The sequence below is a fragment of the Streptomyces sp. NPDC006283 genome, from assembly GCF_040613325.1.
Taxonomy (GTDB): Bacteria; Actinomycetota; Actinomycetes; order Streptomycetales; family Streptomycetaceae; genus Streptomyces.
In genome coordinates this window covers 24,026-47,724 of the sequence record NZ_JBEXRZ010000028.1, presented here as the reverse complement: position 1 = coordinate 47,724, position 23,699 = coordinate 24,026, and the positions used below count along the sequence as shown (strand labels likewise).

Genomic DNA, 23,699 nt, shown 5'->3' with positions numbered 1-23,699 from the left:
TTGCGCCGGGGGTGGGGCTGGGCCCCGACCGGTCCAGGGCCCTCGCCGTTGCCGTGCTCCGGCTCGTGGTGGTTGCCGGGGCGGCGTGTTGTGGCCGAGCGGCGCGCCCGCCCGGGCGCCGGTGGCCGTCGGGGCCTGTCTCGGCTTCTCAGGTGGGCGGGCTGGGGGTGCTGTAGGACCTGATCGGGGTCGAGTGGCCTGGGCTCGGGGCCCGGGCCGGGTGGGGCGGGCTGGGGGCCGTCTCGGCTTCCTCAGGTGGATTGGCTGGGGGCAGTCGGGCCCGGGTCGGGGGCTCCGTCGGGCGGGACGTTGGGGCCTGGCTTGAGCACGGGGTCCTCACGCCGGGTGGGTGGGGCTGGTTGGCTGCCTTCGGATTCGGGTCGGGGTCGAGTGGGCTTGGGGCTGGCCTGTGCTCGGGGCAGCCGGGTCGGGCGGGGGTGGTGGGGCCCGTCTCGGCTTCTCAGGCGGGCGGGGCTGGGGGCTGCCTTCGGATTCGGTCGGGTCGGAGGCTCCGGCAGGGCGGGGCGTTGGGGCCTGCCCCGGCCCGGGCCCCCGAGGTGGGAGGGGCTGCCGGAGACGACTTCGCGGCGACCCACGTCCCCGGCCCGGCCCGCGAGGCCGGGCAGGCCGGGCTGTCAGTGGTCTCTGGCAGGATTTGGCTGTGAGCAGCGAAGACAGGCAGCCCTCAGAGCCCGCCACCGACGGGCCCGAGCAGCTTGCGCTCATCCGGGAGACCGTCCGCAGCGCCAAAGTGCCGAAGGCCAAGCCGCGCACCTGGCGCGGGGCGGCGCTCGCCAAGGAGCTGCCCGTCGCACGCGTCGTGGTCAACAAGGGCGTGCTCCACCTCGACCAGTTCTTCGACTACGCCGTGCCCGAGGAGCTCGACGCCGACGCCCAGCCGGGCGTGCGCGTGCGCGTGCGCTTCGGGGCCGGCGCGCACCGGGTGCGCGACGGACGCCGCGAAGGCGGCGGCCTCATCGACGGGTTCCTCATAGAGCGGCGTGCCGAGTCCGACTACAACGGCGCCCTCGCCGCCCTCGCCTACGTCGTCTCGCCCGAACCGGTGCTCAGCCCCGAGATCCTCTCCCTCGCCCGCGCGGTCGCCGACCGGTACGCGGGCAGCCTCGCCGACGTGCTCCAGCTCGCCGTGCCGCCGAGGAACGGTCGCGCGGAGGCCAATCCCTCACCGGACCCCCTGCCGCCGCCGGTCGCGCCCGCAGCAGGCACCTGGGAGCGGTACGGGCGGGGACCGGCCTTCATCGAGTCGCTCGCGGCCGGCGGAGCGCCGCGTGCCGTCTGGACCGCGCTCCCCGGTGCGCACTGGCCCGAGGAGCTGGCACGCGCCGTGGCGGCGACCCTCGCGTCGGGGCGGGGCGCCCTCGTCGTCGTGCCCGACGGCCGGCGCGCCTCGCGCGTCGACGCCGCGCTCACCGCGCTGCTCGGCGAAGGACATCACACCCTGCTGACCGCCGAATCCGGGCCCGAGAAGCGGTACCGGCAGTGGCTCGCCGTCCGGCGGGGCTCCGTCCGCGCGGTGGTGGGGACCCGGGCCGCGATGTTCGCACCCGTACGGGACCTGGGGCTGGTCGTCATCTGGGACGACGGGGACTCCAGCCACAGCGACGACAACGCCCCGTTTCCCCATGTGCGCGAGGTCCTCGAACTGCGCGCCGGGCACGACAAGTGCGCCTTCCTGCTCGGCAGCACGGCCTGCACCGTCGAGGCGGCCCAGCTCGTGGAGAGCGGCTGGGCCGCACCACTGGTCGCCGACCGGTCGCAGGTACGGGCCGTCGCGCCCCTGGTGCGCACCGTCGGGGACCAGGACCTGGCGCGCGACGAGGCCGCCCGCGCCGCCCGGCTGCCGAGCATCGCATGGCAGACCGTCAGGGACGGGCTCGCGAACGGCCCCGTCCTCGTCCAAGTGCCCCGGCGCGGCTACGTCCCGAGGCTTGCGTGCGAACGGTGCCGTACGCCGGCCCGCTGCCGGCACTGCGCCGGCCCCCTCGAGGCGCCCGCCGAGCACGACCTGCGGTGCGGCTGGTGCGGGCGCGGCGAGCCGGAATGGCACTGCACCGAATGCGGGGCGTTCCGCCTGCGGGCGCAGATTGTCGGGGCGCGGCGCACGGCGGAGGAGCTCGGTCGTGCGTTTCCGGCGGTGCCGGTGCGGACCTCCGGCCGCGACCACATCCTCGACACGGTCCCGGCCCGGCCCGCGCTCGTCGTCTCCACGCCCGGTGCGGAGCCGGTGCCCGAAGGCGACGGTTACGCGGCCGCGTTGCTCCTCGACGGCTGGGCCATGCTCGGCCGCCCCGACCTCCGCGCCGGCGAGGAGGCGCTGCGCCGCTGGATCGGCGCGGCTTCGCTGGTGCGGCCGCAGTCGGAGGGCGGCACCGTCGTCGTGGTCGCCGAACCGACACTGCGTCCGGTCCAGGCGCTGGTGCGCTGGGACCCGGTGGGGCACGCGCTGCGGGAGCTTGCGGAGCGGGCCGAGCTCGGGTTCCCTCCGGTGTCCCGGATGGCGGAGGTCGTCGGGAGCGCGTCCGCCGTGTCGGCGTTCGTGGCCGGGGCGGAACTGCCCGCCGAGGCGGAGGTGCTCGGGCCGGTGCCGCTGCCGGAGGCCCCCGGGCGGGCGCGGAGGCCGGGGGATGCTCCGCCACCCTCCGGCAGGGGGCAGGGCCCGGCGGGGGAGCGGTTGGAGCGGGCATTGCTGCGGGTGCCGCCGGGGAAGGGGGCGGCGCTGGCAGCGGCGCTCAAGTCGGCACAGGTGTCACGCTTGGCGCGATCGACTCCGGCGCAGATCCGGATCAGGGTGGACCCTCCGTCGATCGGGTGAGAGATCGCCACCGGGCGAGCCCTGACAGTCGGGTGAAGAGCGAGCGGGAGTTTCTCCGCATTCCGGAACACGCTTGCCCCACGAGGGCGGGAAGCCGCCACCGCACTCCGATGACGGAGGGCGGCGTGGACGACATCCGCGGCAAGCTCTGCAAGATCGCTTGACACCCTGCCCGCTCGGAGCGGCCTCGGCATCTCCGGGCGGGCAGGGTCGTGTCAGCCGTTGCGGGGGCCGGGGAAGGCATTCGGGCGGGAGTCCGTCGGCTGGGGCGGCATCGAGCGGGCCGCCGGGACCGCAGGGACGGCGGACAGCCCCGAAGGCGCCGGCAGTGTGCGCGTCGCGGCTGCCCCCTCCGCCTCCGTGGCGGACGCCGCGGTCGCCTGGCGCCGGGCGCCGTAACGGCGGTGGACGGCCTGCTTGGTGACACCGAGGGCCGAGCCGACCGCGTCCCAGGAGAAGCCGAGGGAGCGGTCGAAGTCCACGGCCGCGGTCACGAGCGTCTCGACGCTGTCCCGCAGCTCCTGTGCGAGGCGGACGGTCGGCGCCGGGGCCCGGCCGTAGACGACGAAGCCCGTGGAGGGGCCGGAGCGGCGCGGGCGGTAGACATTCCCCAGCTGGGCGGTGAGCGTGCGCAATGCGTCCACCTGCCGGCGGACCCGCTCGATGTCCCGCACCAACAGGTGCAGACTGGCCCGGGCTTGGGCGTCGTGGGTTGCGTGGTCGGCCATTGACAAGCCTCTCGAACCGGCGATGAAGAAGGGTTCGGGCCGCATCCGGGGCGGCCCGCTTGGGTCAATCTCTCTTGACCAACGCGTCGGCGGGCGATCTGGTCACGCTTCGGGGCGTATGTGCATATGCGCGGGGCGCACGCTCCTCCGTACGCCCCCTGCCGAGAGGGCTCATAGACTGGTGTGCTGCTCGTCACCGCGTACACCAGCCTGAGAGGCAGTCAGCCACCGATGAAGCTCGTCTTCGCAGGTACCCCCGAGGTCGCCGTCCCCGCACTGGACGCTCTCATCGCCTCCGACCGCCACGAGGTCGCCGCCGTGGTGACCCGGCCGGACGCCCCCGCGGGCCGGGGCCGGCGGCTGGTCGCCAGCCCCGTCGCCGAGCGCGCCGCCGACGCCGGGATCGAGGTGCTCAAGCCGGTGCGGCCGCGCGACGAGGAATTCCTGGCGCGGCTGCGGGAGATCGCACCGGACTGCTGCCCGGTCGTCGCCTACGGTGCGCTGCTGCCCAAGGTGGCCCTCGACGTGCCGGCCCGCGGCTGGGTGAACCTGCACTTCTCGCTGCTGCCCGCCTGGCGGGGCGCCGCCCCCGTGCAGCACGCGATCCTGGCCGGGGACGAGATGACCGGCGCCTCGACGTTCCAGATCGAGGAAGGGCTCGACTCCGGCCCGGTCTACGGGGTGATCACCGAGCCCGTGCGCCAGACCGACACCAGCGGCGACCTGCTGACCCGGCTGGCCTTCGCCGGTGCGGGGCTGCTCGCGGCGACCATGGACGGCATCGAGGACGGCACCCTGCAGGCCGTGCCGCAGCCCGCGGAGGGAGTCACCCTCGCACCGAAGATCAGCGTCGAGAACGCCCACATCGACTGGAGGGCCCCGGCGCTGCGTGTCGACCGGGTCGTGCGGGGGTGCACGCCGGCGCCGGGCGCGTGGACGGTCTTCCGGGGCGAACGCCTCAAGCTGATCCAGGTGGGGCTTCTGGCGGACCGCAAGGATCTCGGCGCGGGCGAGCTGGACGCGGGCAAGAACCACGTGCACGTCGGCACCGGGTCCCATGCGGTCGAGCTCCTGTGGGTGCAGCCGCAGGGCAAGAAGCCGATGCGGGCCGCCGACTGGGCGCGCGGCGTGCGGATCGCCCCGGGGGAGCGGGTCGGCGCGGCGGACGTAGGCTGAGAGGGATCAGCCCTCTTCGAACGCGGAGCACCTTTTGAGCGAGCAGTCCCGTCGCCGTCCCCCCAGGCCCCACCGCCGCCCCAAGAAGGATCCCGTGCGGATTCTGGCCTTCGAGGCGCTGCGGGCGGTCGACGAGAGGGACGCGTACGCCAACCTCGTCCTGCCGCCGCTGCTGAAGAAGGCGCGCGAGAAGGACGACTTCGACGGGCGTGACGCGGCGCTGGCGACGGAGCTGGTGTACGGAACGCTGCGCCACCAGGGCACGTACGACGCGATCATCGCGGCCTGCATCGACCGGCCGCTGCGTGAGGTCGACCCGCCCGTGCTGGACGTGCTCGCGCTCGGTGCGCACCAGTTGCTGGGCACCCGTATCCCGACGCACGCGGCGGTGTCGGCGAGTGTGGAGCTGGCGCGAGTGGTGCTCGGCGACGGGCGCGCGAAGTTCGTGAACGCCGTGCTGCGCAAGATCTCGCAGGACGATCTGAACGCCTGGCTGGAGCGGGTCGCGCCGCCCTACGACGAAGACGCGGAGGACCACCTCGCGGTCGTCCATTCCCACCCCCGGTGGGTCGTCTCTGCGCTGTGGGACTCGCTCGGCGGCGGGCGCGCCGGCATCGAGGACCTGCTGGAAGCCGACAACGAGCGGCCCGAGGTGACACTGGTCGCCCGGCCGGGCCGTTCGACCACGGCCGAGCTGCTGGACGTGCTGGGCGAGGACTCCGCGCTGCCCGGGCGGTGGTCGCCCTACGCCGTCCGTCTCGCCGAGGGCGGCGAGCCCGGCGCGATCGGCGCCGTACGCGAGGGACGGGCCGGCGTCCAGGACGAGGGCAGCCAGCTCGTGGCGATCGCCCTGGCGAACGCACCCCTGGAGGGCGCCGACCGGCGCTGGCTCGACGGCTGCGCCGGGCCCGGCGGCAAAGCGGCGCTGCTCGGCGCCCTCGCCGCCGAGCGGGGCGCGTCGCTGCTGGCTTCGGAGAAGCAGCCGCACCGCGCCCGGCTGGTCGAGCGGGCGCTGACCGGCAACCCCGGTGCGTACCAGGTGATCACGGCCGACGGCACGCGCCCGCCCTGGCGGGAGGGCGTCTTCGACCGGGTGCTCGTCGACGTGCCGTGCTCGGGCCTCGGCGCGCTGAGGCGGCGCCCGGAGGCGCGCTGGCGCCGGCGCCCGGAGGACCTCGAGGGGTTCGCGCCGCTGCAACGGAGCCTGTTGCGGGAGGCGTTGAAAGCTGTTCGTGTCGGCGGCGTGGTGGGGTACGCGACCTGCTCGCCGCATCTCGCGGAGACACGGGTCGTCGTGGACGACGTCCTGCGCGGGCGGGGCGGCCCGGCCGCGCAGGCGGAATGGGTGGACGCCCGCCCGCTGATGCCGGGCGTGCCCGGGCTGGGCGACGGACCCGACGTACAGCTGTGGCCGCATCTGCACGGCACGGACGCGATGTATCTGGCGCTGCTGCGGCGGACTGCTTAAGGCCCTGTCCGGGCGATCTTTGTGGATCGGCCCGCGGCGTCGGATGCATGGGCCTCCCCCGGCCCGCCACGGCCGAGGGGGCGCATCGCAAGGCGGAGGATCGACCTCGTACGCCTGGGGCCCCTCCCAGCCGCCAGGCCGGGGGAGTGCGTGGGCGACGGGCGACAACACAGCGAGGTGCCGGCGTCGCGGGCCCGAGAAGACCGCCCGGACATGGCCTGGCCGGCGGGCCGGTAGCGAGCCGCGCCGGCGCGTGCCGTGCCGTCGAGGTGATCACGACGGCGGTCGCCTCGACGTATCGCTCCTGGTCCCGTCCGGTGCAGATCGCAGACCGAATCATCCGGGATTGCGGTGGACTGGCCCGGTCCGGCGCGTCCTTGGTCCGTACCGAGTGCGGTCCCGGGGAGGGGAACTGCCCGAGGACGTGGCAGGCTTGGCCCATGGCCGTTCAGATCAATCCCAGCATCCTCTCCGCGGACTTCTCCCGCCTGGCTGAAGAGGCGAAGGCCGTCGAGGGCGCCGACTGGCTCCACGTCGACGTGATGGACAACCACTTCGTGCCCAACCTCACCCTGGGCGTGCCGATCGTGGAGTCGCTGGCGAAGGCGACGGACACCCCGCTGGACTGTCATCTCATGATCGAGAACCCCGACCGCTGGGCTCCCCAGTACGTCGAGGCCGGCGCCGGTTCCGTCACGTTCCACGTCGAGGCCGCAGCGGCTCCCGTGCGTCTGGCGCGTGAGATCCGGGCCAAGGGTGCGCGGGCGTCGATGGCGCTCAAGCCGGCCACGCCCATCGAGCCGTACGAGGATCTGCTCTCCGAGCTCGACATGCTCCTGATCATGACGGTGGAGCCGGGCTTCGGCGGGCAGGCCTTCCTCGACATCATGCTGCCGAAGATCCGCCGTACCCGTGAGCTCATCTCCAAGCACGGCCTCCAGCTGTGGCTGCAGATCGACGGCGGAGTGTCGGCGTCCACCATCGAGCAGTGCGCCGAAGCCGGCGCCGATGTCTTCGTGGCGGGCTCCGCGGTCTACAACGCGGACGATCCGGCCGCGGCGGTCCGGATGCTCCGGGAGCAGGCGACGACGGCGACGGCCTCCGCGGCCTGGGCGTGCGGCCACTGAACCACGGCCGCGCTTGTTCAACCGATGTTGTCCCAGCGGGGCTGATCAAGGACCGACGGATCTGACAGGATGGCGGATCCGGAGTGTGTACAGCATTGCGTGTGTACGGCATGAACAGCAGTGAGGAGATCGCGGTGTCTGCTAGGTCGGCGGGACGGTCTGCCCTGCGGATGGGACCCGCCGAGCTTGTGCAGGCGGCGGCCATGGCCCGCCGCTTCTACCTCGAGGGCAAGTCCAAGATCCAGATCGCTGAGGAGTTCGGCGTCAGTCGCTTCAAGGTCGCGAGGGTCCTCGAGACGGCGCTCGAGCGTGATCTCGTACGCATCGAGATCCGTGTCCCCGCGGAGCTGGACGCCGAGCGCTCCGACGCGTTGCGCGCCCGTTTCGGACTGCGGCACGCGGTTGTCGTCGAGTCCCCGGCCGAGGCCGCGGACGAGTCGCCCGACCCGGAGAACCTGGGCGAGGTCGCGGCCGACCTGCTGGGCGAGCTGGTGGCGGAGGGGGATGTGCTGGGTCTGGCCTGGGGCCGGTCCACCATCCACATGGCTGCCGCCCTCGACCGGCTGCCGCCCTGCACGGTCGTCCAGCTCACCGGTGTGTACGACGCGGGCACCGCGGAGCGGGGCTCCGTCGAGGCCGTACGAAGAGCGGCGCAGGTCTCCGGCGGCGAGGCGCACCCCATCTACGCCCCGATGCTGCTGCCCGACCCCGCGACCGCCGCGGCGCTGCGTCATCAGACGGGCATCGCGCGGGCCTTCGAGTACTTCGACAAGGTCACCGTCGCCTGCGTGTCGATCGGCTCCTGGGAGCCCGGCATCTCGACCGTCCACGACATGCTCTCCGACGAGGAGCGTGCCCACTACGCATCGCTGGGTGTGGCCGCCGAGATGTCGGCCCACCTGTTCGACACCCAGGGCCGCCGGGTCGGCCGTGACCTCGGGGAGCGCTGCATCACCGTCGAGGCCGACCGGCTGCGCCGTATCCCGGAGGTCGTGGCCATCGCGGGCGGCGCCCGCAAGGCGGAGGCGATCGGGGCGGTGCTCCGTTCCGGTCTGGTCACCAGCCTGGTGACGGACACGGCCGCGGCCGACCTGCTGCTCAGCGAGGCCCCCGGGCCCCGTCCGGCTCTGGAGCGCGCGGACCCGGACGACTGACGGGCCCTGGAGCGCGGGGACCCGGACACGAGACCGGCCCTCCGTGTCCTGTTCGGATGATCGCACCAGGCCACCCCCTCTGACCTGGACGATTGTCCCGGGCCGGTCCGGGGTATCGGCATGGGAGAATGAAGTACGTGCGTTTTCCTCCGGCTGTATCGCCGGGGGGCCAACTCCGATCGACTGGGATGTTCAGCACGTGCGTTTCCTCAATGACATCAAGCCGCCGTACGACCTGACGTACGACGATGTGTTCATGGTCCCGAGCCGCTCGGCCGTCGGTTCGCGGCAGGGCGTGGACCTTTCCTCCCCGGACGGGACCGGCACGACCGTGCCGCTGGTCGTCGCCAACATGACCGCCATCGCCGGCCGCCGGATGGCCGAGACCGTCGCGCGACGCGGTGGGCTCGTCGTCATCCCGCAGGACATCCCGATCGAGGTCGTCACCGACGTCATCTCCTGGGTCAAGACCCGGCACCACGTGCTGGACACCCCGATCATCCTGGAGCCCCACCAGACCGTCGCCGACGCGCTGTCCCTGCTGCCCAAGCGGGCGCACGGCGCCGGTGTCGTCGTGGACGAGGACCGCAGGCCGGTCGGCATCGTCACCGACCACGACCTGGCCGGCGTCGACCGCTTCACCCAGCTGTCCGAGGTCATGTCCAAGGACCTCCTGCTGCTCGACGCGGACATCGACCCGCGCGAGGCGTTCAACACCCTCGATGCCGCCAACCGGCGCTACGCCCCCGCCGTGGACGGCGACGGCAGGCTGGCCGGTGTGCTGACCCGCAAGGGCGCGCTGCGCGCGACCCTGTACACGCCCGCCGTCGACGCCCACGGCAAGCTGCGCATCGCCGCGGCGGTCGGCATCAACGGCGATGTGGCGGGCAAGGCGAAGCAGCTGCTCGCCGCGGGCGTCGACACGCTCGTCGTCGACACCGCGCACGGCCACCAGGAGTCGATGATCAGTGCGGTCAAGGCCGTTCGGGCGCTCGACCCGCAGGTCCCGATCGTCGCGGGCAACGTCGTCGCCGCCGAGGGCGTCCGTGACCTGATCGAGGCCGGCGCCGACGTCGTCAAGGTCGGCGTGGGCCCCGGCGCCATGTGCACCACGCGCATGATGACCGGCGTCGGCCGGCCGCAGTTCTCGGCCGTCCTCGAATGTGCCGCGGAGGCCAAGAAGTTCGGCAAGCACGTCTGGGCCGACGGCGGTGTCCGCCACCCGCGTGATGTGGCGATGGCCCTGGCCGCGGGCGCGTCCAACGTCATGATCGGCTCGTGGTTCGCCGGGACGTACGAGTCCCCGGGCGACCTCCAGCAGGCCCCCGACGGCCGGTTCTACAAGGAGTCCTTCGGCATGGCGTCCGCGCGCGCCGTGCGGAACCGCACCAGCGAGGAGTCCGCGTACGACCGGGCGCGCAAGGGCGTGTTCGAGGAGGGGATCTCGCACTCGCGGATGTACCTCGACCCGAGCCGGCCGGGCGTCGAGGACCTGATCGACTCGATCATCGCGGGCGTCCGCTCCTCGTGCACGTACGCCGGCGCGGGCTCGCTCGAGGAGTTCGCGGAGAAGGCGATCGTCGGCATCCAGAGCGCCGCCGGTTACGCGGAGGGCAAGCCGCTGCACGCCAGTTGGAGCTGACACTCGGTCAAGTTGCGTCCGGTCCCCGCGCACAGCGGGGGCCGGACGAACTGTTTCAAGCCAACTCGATTTGGAGGGAGTGCGTCCCGGCAACGGGGGTAGGCGCGTTTCCGTACTGACATCGGAGCAGGGGAGGACGAAGTGTCCGCGGCGAGCACGGTCCCAACCGAATTCACGAAGCCTGGAGTGCAGAGCCCTGATGTGGCGCAGCTGGACCTTCCGGTCGTGGAGAACCCGGGAGAGGTCGCGCCGAAGGATGCCCGCGAGATTTCCAAGGTCTTTTTCGTCCGGCTCGCCGAGCTGGAGGAAGGCACGCACGAGTACCAGTACGTGCGCAACACCCTCATCGAGCTCAACCTGGCGCTGGTGAAGTACGCCGCCGGCCGCTTCCGTAACCGGGCCGAGCAGATGGAGGACATCGTCCAGGTCGGCACCATCGGCCTGATCAAGGCGATCGACCGGTTCGAGCTGAGCCGCGAGGTGGAGTTCGCGACCTTCGCCGTCCCGTACATCGTCGGCGAGATCAAGCGGTTCTTCCGCGACACCAGCTGGGCCGTGCACGTTCCGCGCCGCCTCCAGGAACTGCGGATCGATCTCGCCAAGGCGGTCGACGAGCTCTCGCAGAAGCTGGACCACGCTCCGACCACCGCGGAACTCGCCGAGCACCTCGGGATGGACGAGGAGGAGATCATCGAGGGCGTTGTCGCGAGCAACGGCTACACGGCCGGCTCGATCGACATGCCCATGGACGACGCCTCCGACCACGCCTCGGTGCCGCTGTCCGACCGCCTGGGCGCGCCGGACGCCGACCTGGAGACGGCGGAGAACGTCCAGGCGCTCAAGCCGCTGATCGAGGAACTCGACGCGCGCGACCGGCGGATCCTGCAGATGCGGTTCGGCGAGGAGATGACTCAGTCGGAGATCGGCGCGGAGCTCGGCGTCTCCCAGATGCACGTCTCGAGGCTGCTGGCCCGTATCACCGGCCGGCTGCGTGAGGGGCTGCTCGCCGTCGAGTGAGCGCGGCGGCGCAACGGGTGGCCGGCGTGGTCGGCCACCCGTCCTGATACCGATTCCCCCCACGGCAGAAGCGGCGTTCCGGGCAACCGGGACGCCGCTTCTGGGTGCACGGTCATGTCTGCCATGTCTGCGCGCCGGGTCGGTCCGGGCTGCCGGTTCAGCAGGCGGTGGTCGCCGGGCGCGTCCACGTCGCCTCGACCCGTTTGCCGTAGGGGAGTTGACGGACCTCGACCCGCCCCGCGAGCTGCTGCACCATGTGCCACCCGAACCCTCCGCCACCGGTGAAGTCCGGCTTCCTGGCGACCGGCGGCTGTGGGCTCGAGTCGTCCATCCGGACCACCAGAGCGTCGTGCCCGGCCGTCAGGTGCAGCCGCCACCAGCCGGCGGTGTGCCGGACCGCGTTGGCGACGAGCTCGGTCACGACGAGCAGCACCGCGTCGGCGTCGACCCACGGGCAGTGCTGCAGCAGGAACTCCGCGGTGGCCGTACGGGCGCCCGCGCTGTGCCTGCTCTCCTGCTGCGGCGATTCCTCGATCACCACATGCGGCTGTGCGTTCATCACCGGTTCGCCTACCCAGAAGTCGCGGAAGTATCAACCCCGAGAACCGCCCGCTCGGGTTACTTCCGGAAACATTGCGCTGGGCATGCCAAGTCCCGTAGCTTGACGACCCCTACCGGGGGGTAACCACGGTCGGGCCGTCACTTTTCCGCCCGCGTTGTTCCAGGTGCCCCGGGGGACCATATGCGCCGACGACTCCGCCGCCCGACGATCCGCGGCCGGATCGTGACGCTCACCGTCGTGCCGGTCGCCGCCCTCATGCTCCTCTGGTCCTTCGCCATGGTGTCGGTGTCCGGTGACCTACGGGCGCTGATCAAGGTGCAAGGGGTGTACGAGTCGTTCGGTACGCCCATCGACACCGCCGTGGGCCAGATCCAGATCGAACGGCGTCTCGCCGCCGCCTACCTCGGCACAGGGCAGGCAGGCGACCGGGACGCCCTCGCCGCACTGCTGAGGCAGCAGCGCCAGACCGACCGGACGGTCACCGCCATGCGGGAGGCGATCGGGGACGGCGAACGGCGTGACGACCTCACCGGACTGCAGCGGCAGTCGGTCGACGCGATGGCCGGAGCGGCCGACGGTCTGGAGGGGCTGCGCGCGCGAGTGCTGGCCAGAAAGGTCGCCTGGGACGTGGCGATCTCCGAGTACACGACGTTCGTCGAGCCGGCGTTCGACGTCCAGTCCTCACTCACCGCGCTCCAGGCCGGCCGCCTCGCCCGGGAGGGTCAGGTCGTGATCGAGCTGGTGCGCGTGCGGGAGTTCCTGTCGCGCGAGGACGCCTTCGTCGCCGGGGCCCGCGCGGCGGGGGCTCTGACCGACCGGCAGTACGACGCGCTCACCGCGACCGTTGAGGACCGGCGGGTCTTCCACCGCACCTACGTCCCCGACCTGCCGGACGACTCCCGGCGGCTGTTCACCGATTTCGAGCGCGGGAACGAGTACCGCGCCCTCACCGTCGGCGAGGACGCCCTCCTGCGGGCGGGCGCGGACCGGGCGGTCGAGGCCATGGCCGCCGATTCCTGGCGCACCACCACGGACCGTGCTGTCGAGCGGTACATGCTGCTCTGCACCGAGGCTGCCCTGAACGCGGCGGACCGCGGACGGGCGTACGCCTACCGGGAGATGGTCAAGACCGCGGGCGTCGGCCTGGTCGGGCTCGTCGCAGTCGGCCTGTCGATCCGGCTCTCCATGGTCAGTGGGCGGCGTATCTCCCGGCGTCTCGAAGAGCTGCGCGACGCCGCCGACGTCCTGGCCACCCAGCGGCTCCCCGACGTGATGCGGCGGCTCGCGGCGGGCGAGCAGGTGGACGCGGCCGACGCCGCTCCGCCGCTCGACTTCGGCGAAGCGGCCGACGGACGTGCGGAGGCCGACGAGATCGCCCAGGTGGGCCATGCGCTCAACGCGGCGCGGCTGGCCGCCGTCGAGGCAGCCGTCAGACAGGCGACGCTGCGACGGGGCGTCTTCGCCGTGCTGCTCAACATCGCCCGGCGCAACCAGGCGCTGGTGCACCGGCAGTCCACACTCGTCGACACCCTGGAACGGCGCACCGACGACCCGGACGTGCTGGAGGACCTGTTCAAGATCGACCACCTGACGACCAGGATGCGCCGCCATGCCGAAGGTCTCATCATCCTGGCCGGCGGCGCTCCAGGGCGCCGCTGGCGCCGGCCGGTACCGGTGGTGGACGTCGTCGCCGCGGCGGTCGGTGAGATCGAGGACTACACGCGGGTCGTCGTGCCGCCGATGCCGGCGGTCGGCGTCGGTGCGGAGGCGGTCGCCGACGTCGTGCACCTGATCGCCGAGCTCATCGAGAACGCCACCGCCTTCTCCCCGCCCTTCACCCAGGTCACGATGCGGATGGCAGAGGTCTCCGGCGGCTTCGTCCTGGAGATCGACGACCGCGGGCTCGGCATGGACGCGGCGGAGCTGGAGCGGGCCCACGCGGTGCTGGCCAGGCCGGGCGACTTCGACCCGGCGCAGGACGAGCGGCTCGGCCTCTACGTGGTCGGCCGCCTCGCCGGGCGCCACGGCATCAAGGTGACGCTCACGAGATCACCGTACGGAGGCACGACGGCGGTCGTGATGCTGCCCACGGCGGTCCTGGCCCCCGCTGACCCGCTCGCCCCGCCCGTCACGGGCACCTGGTCCCCGGACGGTCCGGGGAGCGAGGACCCGGCGGATCCGGGGGCGCCCCAACGGATACGGCAGGCGTCGAGCGACAGGCCGCCCCCGACGGAGCACCCGGACAGGGATGCCGGCGGAGGCGGCGCGGAGGCGCCCGCGCGGGACGAGTAGCCCGTGGACGACCACTGGTACGAGGACGAGACGGGCTCGCTGGTACGGCCCTACACCGTCACGCGCGGCCGGACGCGCCCCGACGCCGGCATCCGCCTCGATCTGATGTCCCAGGTCGGCGCGGTGCCCGGTGCCGCATCCCGGCCGGGCCTCGACCACGCCCGTGCCTGTCTGCTGGACCTGGTGCGCGCTGAGCCCCGCCCTGTCGCCGAAGTGGCGGCGGACGCCGACCTGCCCCTCACCGTCGTACGGGTCCTGCTGGCCGACCTCGTCGCGCAGGGGCTGATCGAGGTGCGCCCGCAGGCCCGCTCCGCGGCCGTCGCCGATCCCGGGCTGCTCCGCGAGGTCGCGGAGCGACTGAAGCACTTGTGACACTCTCCTTCGCCCCGGCGCAATGTTTCCCCGTGCCGCCCGTCAGCGCGCAATGATCGTCCGCCGATGCGCAACAACGATGCATTACGGCCGTGAGCAGCGGACTCGTAGGCTCGACCCCCGTACCAGGAGTGGCGGCGACCGTCTGCTCGGCGGTCCCTTCACCCATGCATGGGCTTCTTCAGGCATGCTCGCGGGCCGCCGCGGGCCCGCCCCCGCCGATCCGCAGCGATGAAGGAGCCCCGACGTGCAGGACCTCGGCGCAGCGCCACCCGCGACCGACCCGTCGCCCGACAGGAGCCCGCGACCGGGCGCCCGGCTGATGCGGCGCAAGCCCGTCGAGCGCCTCGTGGCGGAAGGCGGGCAGGGAGAGGGCGGCGCGCTGCGCCGTTCACTGTCCATGTGGCAGCTGACCATGATCAGCATCGGTGCCACGCTCGGTACGGGCATTTTCGTCGTACTCGGCGAAGCGGTTCCCAAGGCCGGCCCCGCCGTCACCGTCGCGTTCGTGATCGCCGGGCTGACCGCGCTGTTCTCGGCCCTGTCGTACGCCGAGCTGGCCGGCACCATCCCCGTCGCCGGCTCCTCCTACTCGTACGCCTACGCGACGATGGGCGAACTCGTCGCCTGGGTCTGCGGCTGGTGCCTGATCCTCGAGTACGGGGTCTCGGTCGCCGCCGTCGCGGTCGGCTGGGGCGAGTACCTCAACGAACTCCTCGACGGCACCCTCGGCGTCACCATCCCCGAGGCCGTGTCCGCGCCGCCGGGCGACGGCGGCTTCTTCAATCTGCCCGCGCTGATCGTCGTGCTGCTGGCCATGGTCTTCCTGCTCGGCGGTGCCCGTGAGAGCGCCCGGGCCAACACCGTCATGGTGATCGTGAAGATCGCGGCCCTGGTGCTCTTCTGCGCCGTGGGTGTCCAGGGCTTCCGCAGCGGCAACTACGAGAACTTCATGCCGCTCGGTATGGCCGGCGTCAGCGCGGCCGGAGCGTCGCTGTTCTTCTCGTACATCGGCTTCGACGCCGCCTCCACAGCGGGCGAGGAGGCGAAGAACCCGCAGCGGGACCTGCCGCGCGCCATCATGCTCTCGCTGCTGATCGTCACCGCGCTCTACGTCCTGGTCGCGGCCGTCGCCGTAGGAGCCCGCCCGTGGAAGGGCTTCGGCGAGTCCGAGGCCGCGCTGGCCGGGATCATGGAGGACGTCACCGGCCAGAGCTTCTGGGCCGTGCTGCTCGCCGCCGGAGCGGTCATCGCCATCGCCAGCGTCGTCCTGACCGTGCTGTACGGGCAGACCCGCATCCTGTTCGCCATGTCGCGCGACGGCCTGGTGCCCAAGGTGTTCTCCCGGGTGCACACGAAGACCGGCGCGCCCCGCGCCAACACGATCATCGTCTCGCTCTTCTGCGGAGGCCTGGCGGCCGCCGTCCCCCTCGGACGGCTGGCCGACGCCACCAGCATCGGCACCCTGTTCGCGTTCGCTCTCGTCAACGTGGCGGTCGTGGTGCTCCGCCGGACCCGCCCGGAGATGAAGCGGACCTTCCGGGTGCCGCTTTCGCCGCTGTTCCCGGCGATCGGCTTCGCGTTCTGCGTGTGGATGATGTTCAGCCTCGACACCATCACCTGGATCGTGTTCGGCGTCTGGATGGCGGTGGGACTCGCGGTCTACTTCGGCTACGGCATGCGCAGGTCGGCCCTGCGCTGAGGGCCGGCGAGGGACCATGTCCCCCATGTCCCTGATGGATACTTCTCCTGACCGGGAAGCCCTCGCTTCCCGGCAGGGACCGAGCATGGTGTGAGAAGTTGCTGAACGACCTCGACGAGCGCATCGTCCACGCCCTGGCGGAGGACGCCCGCCGCTCCTACGCCGACATCGGCGCCATGGTGGGGCTCTCCGCCCCCGCGGTGAAACGGCGGGTCGACCGGTTGCGCGCCGAAGGGGCCATCACCGGCTTCACCGTACGGGTCGACCCGAAGGCGCTCGGATGGGCCACCGAGGGGTTCATCGAGATTTACTGCAGCCGCAACACGTCGCCGGAGGCGATCGAGCGCGGCCTCAAGCGCTACCCGGAGATCGCGTCCGCCTCCACCGTCACCGGTGAGGCGGACGCGATCGTCCAGGTCTTCGCCTCCGACATGCGCCACTTCGAGCGGGTACTCGAACGCATCGCGGGTGAACCGTTCGTGGAGCGCACCAAGTCGGTCCTGGTGCTCTCCCCGCTGCTGCGGCGGTTCTCCTCGGGCGCGCCCGCGTAACGCCCGCGAACAGGCCCTCCCGCGGACGGGCCCTGGAAGGCCGGCTTCCGAGGTGTGTTCCATGGAGCCCCCTCGGCAGGTTCTCGGACGCGGCCGACACTTGCGCCCCAGCCGTCGCGGCACATCGGACCGCGGGCGGGAGCCGTCCCGCCCGCGCGGCGGGCGGCGTGCTGCCCGGGGGACGACCTCGGTCGGACGGTCCTGCCTGACCACCTGCGTGACCAGGCACGACGGGGCGCGCAACGAATCGCCGCCCTACCGGCACACGACGCAACGGATCGACCGGCCGCGCGCAACGGTCGCGCCTTGTCCGGGCCGAGCGCCGGACCGTACCTTTTAGTCGTCTCCCGTTCACCTGCCCCATGCCCGAGGTCACCCATGCCCCTGCGCACCGCCCTGCTCCAGAGTTCCGGCCGTCCGGGCTCGGTCGCGGAGAACCTGAAGGTGCTGGACGAGGCAGCGGGGCGTGCCGCCGCGGCGGGCGCGGGGTTGCTCGTCTGCCCCGAGATGTTCCTCACCGGCTACGCGATCGGTGACGACGTGTCGAAGCTGGCCGAACCCGCCGACGGGCCAGGCGCCGCCGCTGTCGCCGAGATCGCCGCCCGCCACGACATCGCCGTGCTGTACGGCTATCCCGAACGGGCGGGCGGGGTGATCCACAACTCCGCCCAGCTGATCGACGCGTCCGGCGCGCGCCTCGCGAACTACCGCAAGACGCACCTGTTCGGCTGCTTCGAGCAGAAGTGGTTCACCCCCGGCGACCGGCCCGTCGTCCAGGCGGAACTCGACGGCATCCGCATCGGCCTGCTCATCTGCTACGACGTGGAGTTCCCGGAGAACGTCCGGGCGCATGCGCTCGCCGGTACCGACCTGCTGCTGGTGCCCACCGCGCAGATGCATCCCTTCCAGTTCGTCGCCGAGTCCCTCGTCCCGGTCCGTGCCTTCGAGAGTCAGATGTACGTCGCGTACGTCAACAGGACCGGCCAGGAAGGGGAGTTCGAGTTCGTCGGGCTGAGCTGCCTCGCGAGCCCCGACGGCGCCGTACGCACCCGCGCCGGCCGAGGCGAGGAGCTCGTGATCGGTGACGTCGACCCCGAGCTGCTGATCTCCTCGCGCGAGAACAACCCGTATCTGCGCGACCGGCGTCCCGGCCTGTACGGCTCCCTGATCTGACGCCCTCCCGCCCCACCGCCCCACCGCTTCACTTTCCCCGCAAGGAGTCCGCACCCCATGACGTCCACGGTGCCCACCACCGCCGTCCAGCACAGCGACGCGTCGCCGCCGATCACCATGTTCGGTCCGGACTTCCCGTACGCCTACGACGACTTCCTGGCCCACCCCGCGGGCATCGGCCAGATACCCGCGACCGAGCACGGCGCCGAGGTCGCGGTCATCGGCGGCGGCCTCTCCGGCATCGTCGCCGCGTACGAGCTGATGAAGATGGGGCTCAAGCCGGTCGTCTACGAGGCGGACCGGATCGGAGGCCGGCTCCGTACGGTCGGCTTCGACGGCTGCGACCCGGAGCTCTCCGCCGAGATGGGCGCGATGCGCTTCCCGCCGTCGTCCACGGCGCTGCAGCACTACATCGACCTGGTGGGTCTGACCACCCAGCCGTTCCCCAACCCGCTCGCCCCCTCCACGCCGTCGACCGTCGTGGACCTCAAGGGCGAGTCGCACTACGCGGAGACCATCGAGGACCTGCCGCAGGTCTACCGCGACGTGATGGACGCGTGGAACGCCTGCCTGGAGGAGGGCGCCGACTTCTCCGACATGAACCAGGCCATGCGCGAGCGCGACGTCCCGCGCATCCGCGAGATCTGGGCCAAGCTCGTCGAGAAGTTCGACAACCAGACGTTCTACGGCTTTCTCTGCGACTCCGAGGCGTTCAAGTCGTTCCGGCACCGCGAGATCTTCGGACAGGTCGGCTTCGGCACCGGCGGCTGGGACACCGACTTCCCCAACTCCATCCTGGAGATCCTGCGGGTCGTCTACTCGGAGGCCGACGACCACCACCGTGGCATCGTCGAGGGCAGCCAGCAGCTGCCGCTGCGCCTGTGGGAGCGCGAGCCCGCCAAGATCGTGCACTGGCCGACCGGCACGTCGCTGTCCACCCTGCACGACGGCGACCCGCGCCCGGCCGTCACCCGGCTCAACCGGACCGCCGGCAACCGCATCACCGTCACGGACGCGTCCGGCGACATCCGCACGTACCGGGCAGCGATCTTCACGGCCCAGTCGTGGATGCTGCTGTCCAAGATCGCCTGTGACGACTCGCTCTTCCCCATCGACCACTGGACGGCGATGGAGCGGACCCACTACATGGAGTCCTCCAAGCTGTTCGTGCCGGTCGACCGGCCGTTCTGGCTGGACAAGGACGAGACCACCGGGCGCGACACCATGTCGATGACGCTCACCGACCGGATGACCCGCGGCACGTATCTGCTGGACAACGGTCCCGACAAGCCGGCCGTCATCTGCCTCTCCTACACCTGGTGCGACGACAGCTTGAAGTGGCTGCCCCTGTCCGCGAACGAGCGGATGGAGGTCATGCTCAAGTCGCTCGGCGAGATCTACCCGAACGTCGACATCCGCAGCCACATCATCGGCAACCCGGTCACGGTGTCATGGGAGAACGAGCCGTTCTTCATGGGCGCCTTCAAGGCCAACCTGCCCGGCCACTACCGCTACCAGCGGCGCCTGTTCACCCACTTCATGCAGGACCGGCTCCCCGAGGACAAGCGCGGCATCTTCCTCGCAGGTGACGACATCTCATGGACGGCCGGCTGGGCGGAGGGCGCCGTGCAGACGGCGCTCAACGCGGTGTGGGGCGTGATGAACCACTTCGGCGGTACGACCGACCCGTCGAACCCCGGCCCGGGCGACCTCTACGACGAGATCGCGCCGGTCGAACTGCCCGAGGACTGACGGTGGGGCGCCCTGGTCGCCGGCGCCTCAGGGGCCGGCGACCAGGGCGTCAGCGGTGGCACGGCTCAGCGATGGGGCGTCCCGCTCGCACCGTTCAGCGCCAGGGGGTCAGCAGGCAGCGCCCGACCAGGCCGACGCCCGCGTCAAGACGCTCGGTGAACTCGCCGGCGAGGTCCGGCAGCTCCCGCAGCCCCCACAGCAGCCGCGCCGCCGACCAGGCGCCGTCACGGGCCCGCTCGAGGCTCCAGGCGCCCACAAGATGCGTCAGCGGGTCGGCGATCTCGAGCAGATCGGGGCCGGGCATCAGATCCTCCCGGATCCGTTCCTCGAGCAGGACGAGGATGTCGCCGACGCGGTCGAACTCGCCTTCCAGATCTGCGGGTTCGCAGCCGAGCGCATGGCAGGTGTCCACCACGGCGAGCGCGAGGTCGTGCCCGATGTGCGCGTTGATCCCCGCGAGGGCGAACTGCAGGGGCCGCACGCCGGGGTGGCGGCGGTACTGGAACAGCGGTCGCCAGCAGGCGGGCGGACGCAGGCCCTCGGTGGCCGCGTCCACGGCCGTCAGGTAGCGGCGGGCGAACAGCACGTCGAGGGTGACGGCGGCTCGCCGGTCCGGGAACCGGCCGGCATCGACGTGCCGGACGATCTCCTCGGTGACCGCCAGATAGACCCGGTTGAACACGGCGACCCCGTCGCTCGCCGGCCACGCGGTGCCGAACGCGAGCATCCGCTCCACCACGGGGTCGACCGCCGCCGGAGCGCACTGAGGCCGCACCGCGAACTGTTCCGTCTGCGCCATGGGGGCAGCGTCCCAGCCCCCGGCCCGCGGGCGCGGTGACGGGCCGGAGCTTCCCCGAAAAGAGGGACGTTTCGCCACCGGGCCCCGGGCCCCGAGCCCCGAGCCCCGCGGCCCGAGCCCCGCCGCCCGGGTCCCGAGCTCCACGGCTCGACGCCTCAGCGGTGCGTTCCGCCCGCGTCCGTTCCGCCCGCGTCGGTGCCACCCGCGTCCAGGGATGTACTGCCGGACTCGGCGTCGTAGGAGGAGGTGCCGGAGTCCAGCAGGGGCTCCTCCTCCTTCATCCGCTCCTTCATGTGGGCGGGGGCGAAGGCGCGCAGTACGTGGTAACCGGTGATGACGACGATGGTTCCGAGTGCGATGCCGCCCAGCTCGAAGTTGTCGGTGATCTTCAGGCTCACGCCGCCGACGCCGATGATGATGCCCGCCGCGGCCGACACCAGGTTCAGCGGGTTGCGCAGATCCACCTTCGCGTTGATCCAGATCTGCGCTCCGAGCAGTCCGATCATGCCGTAGAGGATCACCGTGATGCCGCCGAGCACTCCGCCGGGGATGGCGGCGACGACCGCTCCGAACTTCGGGCAGAGGCCGAAGAGCAGAGCGAAGCCCGCAGCGGCCCAGTAGGCGGCCGTGGAGTAGACGCGGGTCGCGGCCATGACGCCGATGTTCTCGGAGTAGGTGGTGTTCGGCGGGCCGCCGACGGCGGTGGAGAGCATGGAGGCGGCGCCGTCGGCGGCGATCGCGGTGCCCAGCTTGTCGTCGAGAGGGTCGCCGGTCATCTCGCCGACCGCCTTGACGTGGCCTGCGTTCTCGGCGATGAGCGCGATCACGACGGGCAGGGCGACCAGGATCGCCGACCACTCGAAGCTCGGCGCGTGGAACGAGGGCAGCCCGAGCCAGTCGGCGTCGGCGACGGCGGACAGGTCGAGCCGCCAGTGGTCCACGGCCTCCGCGCCGCCGGCGGGGGAGTGGATCTGCCCGAAGACCAGGTCCAGTGCCCAGGACAGGGCATAGCCGAAGATCAGGCCGAGGAAGATCGCGATACGGGAGAAGAAGCCCCGCAGGCACACCACGGCGAGGCCGGTGAAGAGCATCACCAGCAACGCGGTCCACTGGTCCTGCGGCCAGTACGTCGAGGCGGTCACCGGCGCGAGGTTGAAACCGATGAGCATGACGACAGCGCCGGTGACGATCGGCGGCATCGCGGCGTGGATGATCCGCGCACCGAAGCGCTGCACGGCGAGACCGGCGACGAAGAGCGCGGCGCCGACGACCAGCACCGCGCCGGTCACGGTGGCGCTGTCGCCGCCGGAGGCCCGGATCGCCGCCGCCACGCCGACGAAGGAGAGCGAGCAGCCGAGATAGCTGGGCACCTTGCCGCGGGTCGCCAGCAGGAAGATCACGGTCGCGACGCCCGACATCATGATCGCCAGGTTCGGATCCAGCCCCATGAGGACCGGCGCCACGAAGCTCGCACCGAACATCGCCACCACGTGCTGGGCGCCCAGGCCCGCCGTGCGGGGCCAGGACAGTCGCTCGTCGGGTCGTACGACGGCGCCTGGAGCGGGGGTCCGCCCGTCGCCGTGCAGGGTCCAGCGCACGCCGAGGTTCACGGGCCGCTCCACTTCTTCGGTCGTCGATGATCGGCGCAATGCTAACGGCCATGGCCGGATCGGCTTCCATCCGTGAATCACGCCCGCGGCGTGATCACCGCCACCAGGTCACCCTGCGTTCGCGCGGTTTTGTACATGAATATGGTTCATGCAGATGGAGATTAGGTGGGTGGGCCGGCTCGTCGGCATCTGCTGCCGATCGCCACCGACGCTGCTTCCTGGCCGCAGCCCGGGTCCGGGTTCCACCGGTACGCGGGGATGCCATCGTCCATGCCGCGGCCGACGCGGGGGACCGCAGGCCCAAGGCCGCGGTTCCGCTGCTGCTGGAGACGCCGTCCGGAGGCGACCGCTGGGCGCTGCCGCCGGGGAGCAGTTCGACTCGGTCGTCGGCCGAGTCGACAGGCGCCGCCGGCCCGGCCGGCGGCGCCTGGAGGACGAGGGGTCGCTGGCGCGGGCACCGTGCGGTACACGCCGCGTGGGCGGGCGGTTCAGGGCCGCCGGTCCTGAACCGCCTGCTCCACGGAGCCGGCCTTCACGCTCTCCCGCCCGGCCGAGCGCAGCACACCGGCACCGAGCACCAGACCGAACGCCAGAACAGTCACCAGACCGAACGACACGACCAGGCTCGTCGCGTCGGCGACCGCGCCGATCGCGGACGGGGCGATCAGGCCCGAGGTGTAGGTGATGGTGGCGACGCCGGCGATCGCCTGACTCGGATTCGGCCCGCTGCGGCCGGCCGCGGCGAAGGCGAGCGGTACGACCACGGCGACACCGAGACCGATGAGCGCGAATCCGCAGAGGGTGAGTGCCGGATGTGGCGCGAGCACCACCATCAGTCCGCCGATCGTCGCCAGCACACCGCCGACCCGCACGGTCCGCACCGAACCGAAACGGTCCACGATCCGGTCTCCGGCGAGCCGCGCCACCGCCATCGTCAGTGCGAATGCCGTGGTCGACGCCGCCGCGAGACCCGGTGACGTGTCCAGTACATCCCTCAGGTAGACCGCGGACCAGTCAAGGCTCGCCCCTTCCGCGAACACCGCGCAGAAACCGATCGCGCCGATGACCAGCGCCGACTTCGGAGGAAGGGCGAACCGGGGCGGCGGCTCCTCGTCGGCGGAGCTGCGCAGGTCCAGTACGCCCTGACAGGCGATCAGCCCGAGCGCGGTCAGCGTCAGGGCCGCCAGGGTGTGATGCAGCCGTGCGTCGCTGCCCAGATGGGCGGCGAGTGTGCCGCCCGCGGAGCCGATGAGCGCGCCCGCGCTCCACATGCCGTGCAGGCCGGACATGATCGAGCGGTCGAGACGGTTCTCGGTCTCCACGCCCAGGGCGTTCATCGCCACGTCGGACATCCCCGAGGTCGCGCCGTAGACGAACAGCGCGGCGCACAGGGCGAACAGGTTCGGTGCGAACGACGGCAGGACCAGGCTCATGGTCCACAGCGCGAGCAGCCCACGCAGTGCGGTGCGCGCGCCGAAGCGGTGGCTGATCGCCCCGGCCAGCGGCATCGCGACGGACGCGCCGATTGCCGGGAACGCGAGCGCGAGGCCGAGCTGACCGGCGCCGACCGCGGCATGGTCCTGGATCCACGGGATGCGCGTCGCGAAGCTGCCGGTCACGGCGCCGTGCACACAGAAGACGGCGGCTACGGCGAGGCGGGCGCGCCTCAGCTGCCGCAGCCCGACGACCGGCTCGCTCGACATGCGAATACCCCTCCCCGAGAACGTGGGAGGTAAACTAT

The 23,699-nt window shown here is 72.0% G+C and carries 18 protein-coding genes; 13 read left to right on the top strand and 5 right to left on the bottom strand.

Annotated features, from left to right (window positions below; all coding sequences use genetic code 11):
• The first annotated feature begins 661 nt into the window (after positions 1-661).
• Entirely contained in the window at positions 662-2,833 is a 2,172-nt protein-coding gene (locus ABZ070_RS08980) for a primosomal protein N' (RefSeq protein ID WP_356631524.1), read from the top strand.
• A 215-nt stretch (positions 2,834-3,048) separates the two neighbouring features.
• Here the strand turns inward: ABZ070_RS08980 and ABZ070_RS08975 are convergent, their stop codons facing one another.
• Positions 3,049-3,561, bottom strand: a complete 513-nt coding sequence (locus ABZ070_RS08975) for a hypothetical protein (RefSeq protein WP_356631522.1) — start codon at positions 3,559-3,561, stop codon at positions 3,049-3,051.
• A gap of 231 nt (positions 3,562-3,792) precedes the next feature.
• Between ABZ070_RS08975 and fmt the strand changes: the two genes are divergently transcribed.
• The 6 genes from fmt to ABZ070_RS08945 all read left to right on the top strand — a co-directional run bounded on the left by fmt (position 3,793) and on the right by ABZ070_RS08945 (position 11,145).
• Positions 3,793-4,737, top strand: coding sequence for a methionyl-tRNA formyltransferase (fmt, locus tag ABZ070_RS08970; RefSeq protein ID WP_356631520.1), 945 nt, complete (start codon positions 3,793-3,795; stop codon positions 4,735-4,737).
• A gap of 34 nt (positions 4,738-4,771) precedes the next feature.
• A complete protein-coding gene (locus ABZ070_RS08965; protein WP_356631518.1) occupies positions 4,772-6,205 on the top strand; it encodes a transcription antitermination factor NusB in 1,434 nt (477 codons plus the stop codon).
• 440 nt (positions 6,206-6,645) lie between these two features.
• Positions 6,646-7,332, top strand: coding sequence for a ribulose-phosphate 3-epimerase (gene rpe / locus ABZ070_RS08960; RefSeq protein ID WP_356631516.1), 687 nt, complete (start codon positions 6,646-6,648; stop codon positions 7,330-7,332).
• A 110-nt stretch (positions 7,333-7,442) separates the two neighbouring features.
• Positions 7,443-8,486: a sugar-binding domain-containing protein gene (locus tag ABZ070_RS08955; protein ID WP_356631514.1), complete on the top strand. Its 1,044-nt coding sequence runs from the start codon at positions 7,443-7,445 to the stop codon at positions 8,484-8,486.
• 199 nt (positions 8,487-8,685) lie between these two features.
• The gene (locus ABZ070_RS08950; protein ID WP_356631512.1) at positions 8,686-10,128 is read left to right on the top strand and encodes a GuaB1 family IMP dehydrogenase-related protein; all 1,443 of its coding nucleotides are present in this window, start codon (positions 8,686-8,688) and stop codon (positions 10,126-10,128) included.
• 186 nt (positions 10,129-10,314) lie between these two features.
• Positions 10,315-11,145, top strand: coding sequence for an RNA polymerase sigma factor SigF (locus ABZ070_RS08945; RefSeq protein WP_356631510.1), 831 nt, complete (start codon positions 10,315-10,317; stop codon positions 11,143-11,145).
• Positions 11,146-11,302: 157 nt separating this feature from the next.
• Here ABZ070_RS08945 and ABZ070_RS08940 read toward each other — a convergent pair whose 3' ends face one another.
• Positions 11,303-11,704: an ATP-binding protein gene (locus ABZ070_RS08940; protein WP_356631508.1), complete on the bottom strand. Its 402-nt coding sequence runs from the start codon at positions 11,702-11,704 to the stop codon at positions 11,303-11,305.
• A gap of 183 nt (positions 11,705-11,887) precedes the next feature.
• Between ABZ070_RS08940 and ABZ070_RS08935 the strand changes: the two genes are divergently transcribed.
• The 6 genes from ABZ070_RS08935 (at position 11,888) to ABZ070_RS08910 (ending at position 19,549) form a co-directional block, all read left to right on the top strand.
• Positions 11,888-13,999, top strand: coding sequence for a nitrate- and nitrite sensing domain-containing protein (locus tag ABZ070_RS08935; RefSeq protein WP_356631506.1), 2,112 nt, complete (start codon positions 11,888-11,890; stop codon positions 13,997-13,999).
• A gap of 3 nt (positions 14,000-14,002) precedes the next feature.
• On the top strand, positions 14,003-14,371 hold the full coding sequence (locus ABZ070_RS08930; protein WP_356631504.1) for a DUF742 domain-containing protein: 369 nt from the start codon (positions 14,003-14,005) through the stop codon (positions 14,369-14,371).
• Positions 14,372-14,618: 247 nt separating this feature from the next.
• Positions 14,619-16,073, top strand: a complete 1,455-nt coding sequence (locus tag ABZ070_RS08925; protein WP_356631502.1) for an amino acid permease — start codon at positions 14,619-14,621, stop codon at positions 16,071-16,073.
• Between the two features lie 98 nt (positions 16,074-16,171).
• Positions 16,172-16,624, top strand: coding sequence for an Lrp/AsnC family transcriptional regulator (locus ABZ070_RS08920; RefSeq protein ID WP_356631500.1), 453 nt, complete (start codon positions 16,172-16,174; stop codon positions 16,622-16,624).
• Positions 16,625-17,002: 378 nt separating this feature from the next.
• Positions 17,003-17,797, top strand: a complete 795-nt coding sequence (locus ABZ070_RS08915) for a carbon-nitrogen hydrolase family protein (protein WP_356631498.1) — start codon at positions 17,003-17,005, stop codon at positions 17,795-17,797.
• Positions 17,798-17,854: 57 nt separating this feature from the next.
• Entirely contained in the window at positions 17,855-19,549 is a 1,695-nt protein-coding gene (locus ABZ070_RS08910; RefSeq protein WP_356631496.1) for an NAD(P)/FAD-dependent oxidoreductase, read from the top strand.
• Between the two features lie 94 nt (positions 19,550-19,643).
• On the opposite strand, the gene ABZ070_RS08905 is transcribed toward ABZ070_RS08910, so the two are convergent.
• The 3 genes from ABZ070_RS08905 to ABZ070_RS08895 all read right to left on the bottom strand — a co-directional run bounded on the left by ABZ070_RS08905 (position 19,644) and on the right by ABZ070_RS08895 (position 23,661).
• The gene (locus tag ABZ070_RS08905) at positions 19,644-20,348 is read right to left on the bottom strand and encodes a DUF5995 family protein (RefSeq protein WP_356631494.1); all 705 of its coding nucleotides are present in this window, start codon (positions 20,346-20,348) and stop codon (positions 19,644-19,646) included.
• Between the two features lie 155 nt (positions 20,349-20,503).
• Positions 20,504-21,958 (bottom strand): solute carrier family 23 protein, encoded by a 1,455-nt coding sequence (locus ABZ070_RS08900; protein ID WP_356631492.1) that lies wholly within the window; start codon positions 21,956-21,958, stop codon positions 20,504-20,506.
• A gap of 488 nt (positions 21,959-22,446) precedes the next feature.
• Positions 22,447-23,661: an MFS transporter gene (locus ABZ070_RS08895; RefSeq protein ID WP_356631490.1), complete on the bottom strand. Its 1,215-nt coding sequence runs from the start codon at positions 23,659-23,661 to the stop codon at positions 22,447-22,449.
• Positions 23,662-23,699 lie beyond the last annotated feature (38 nt).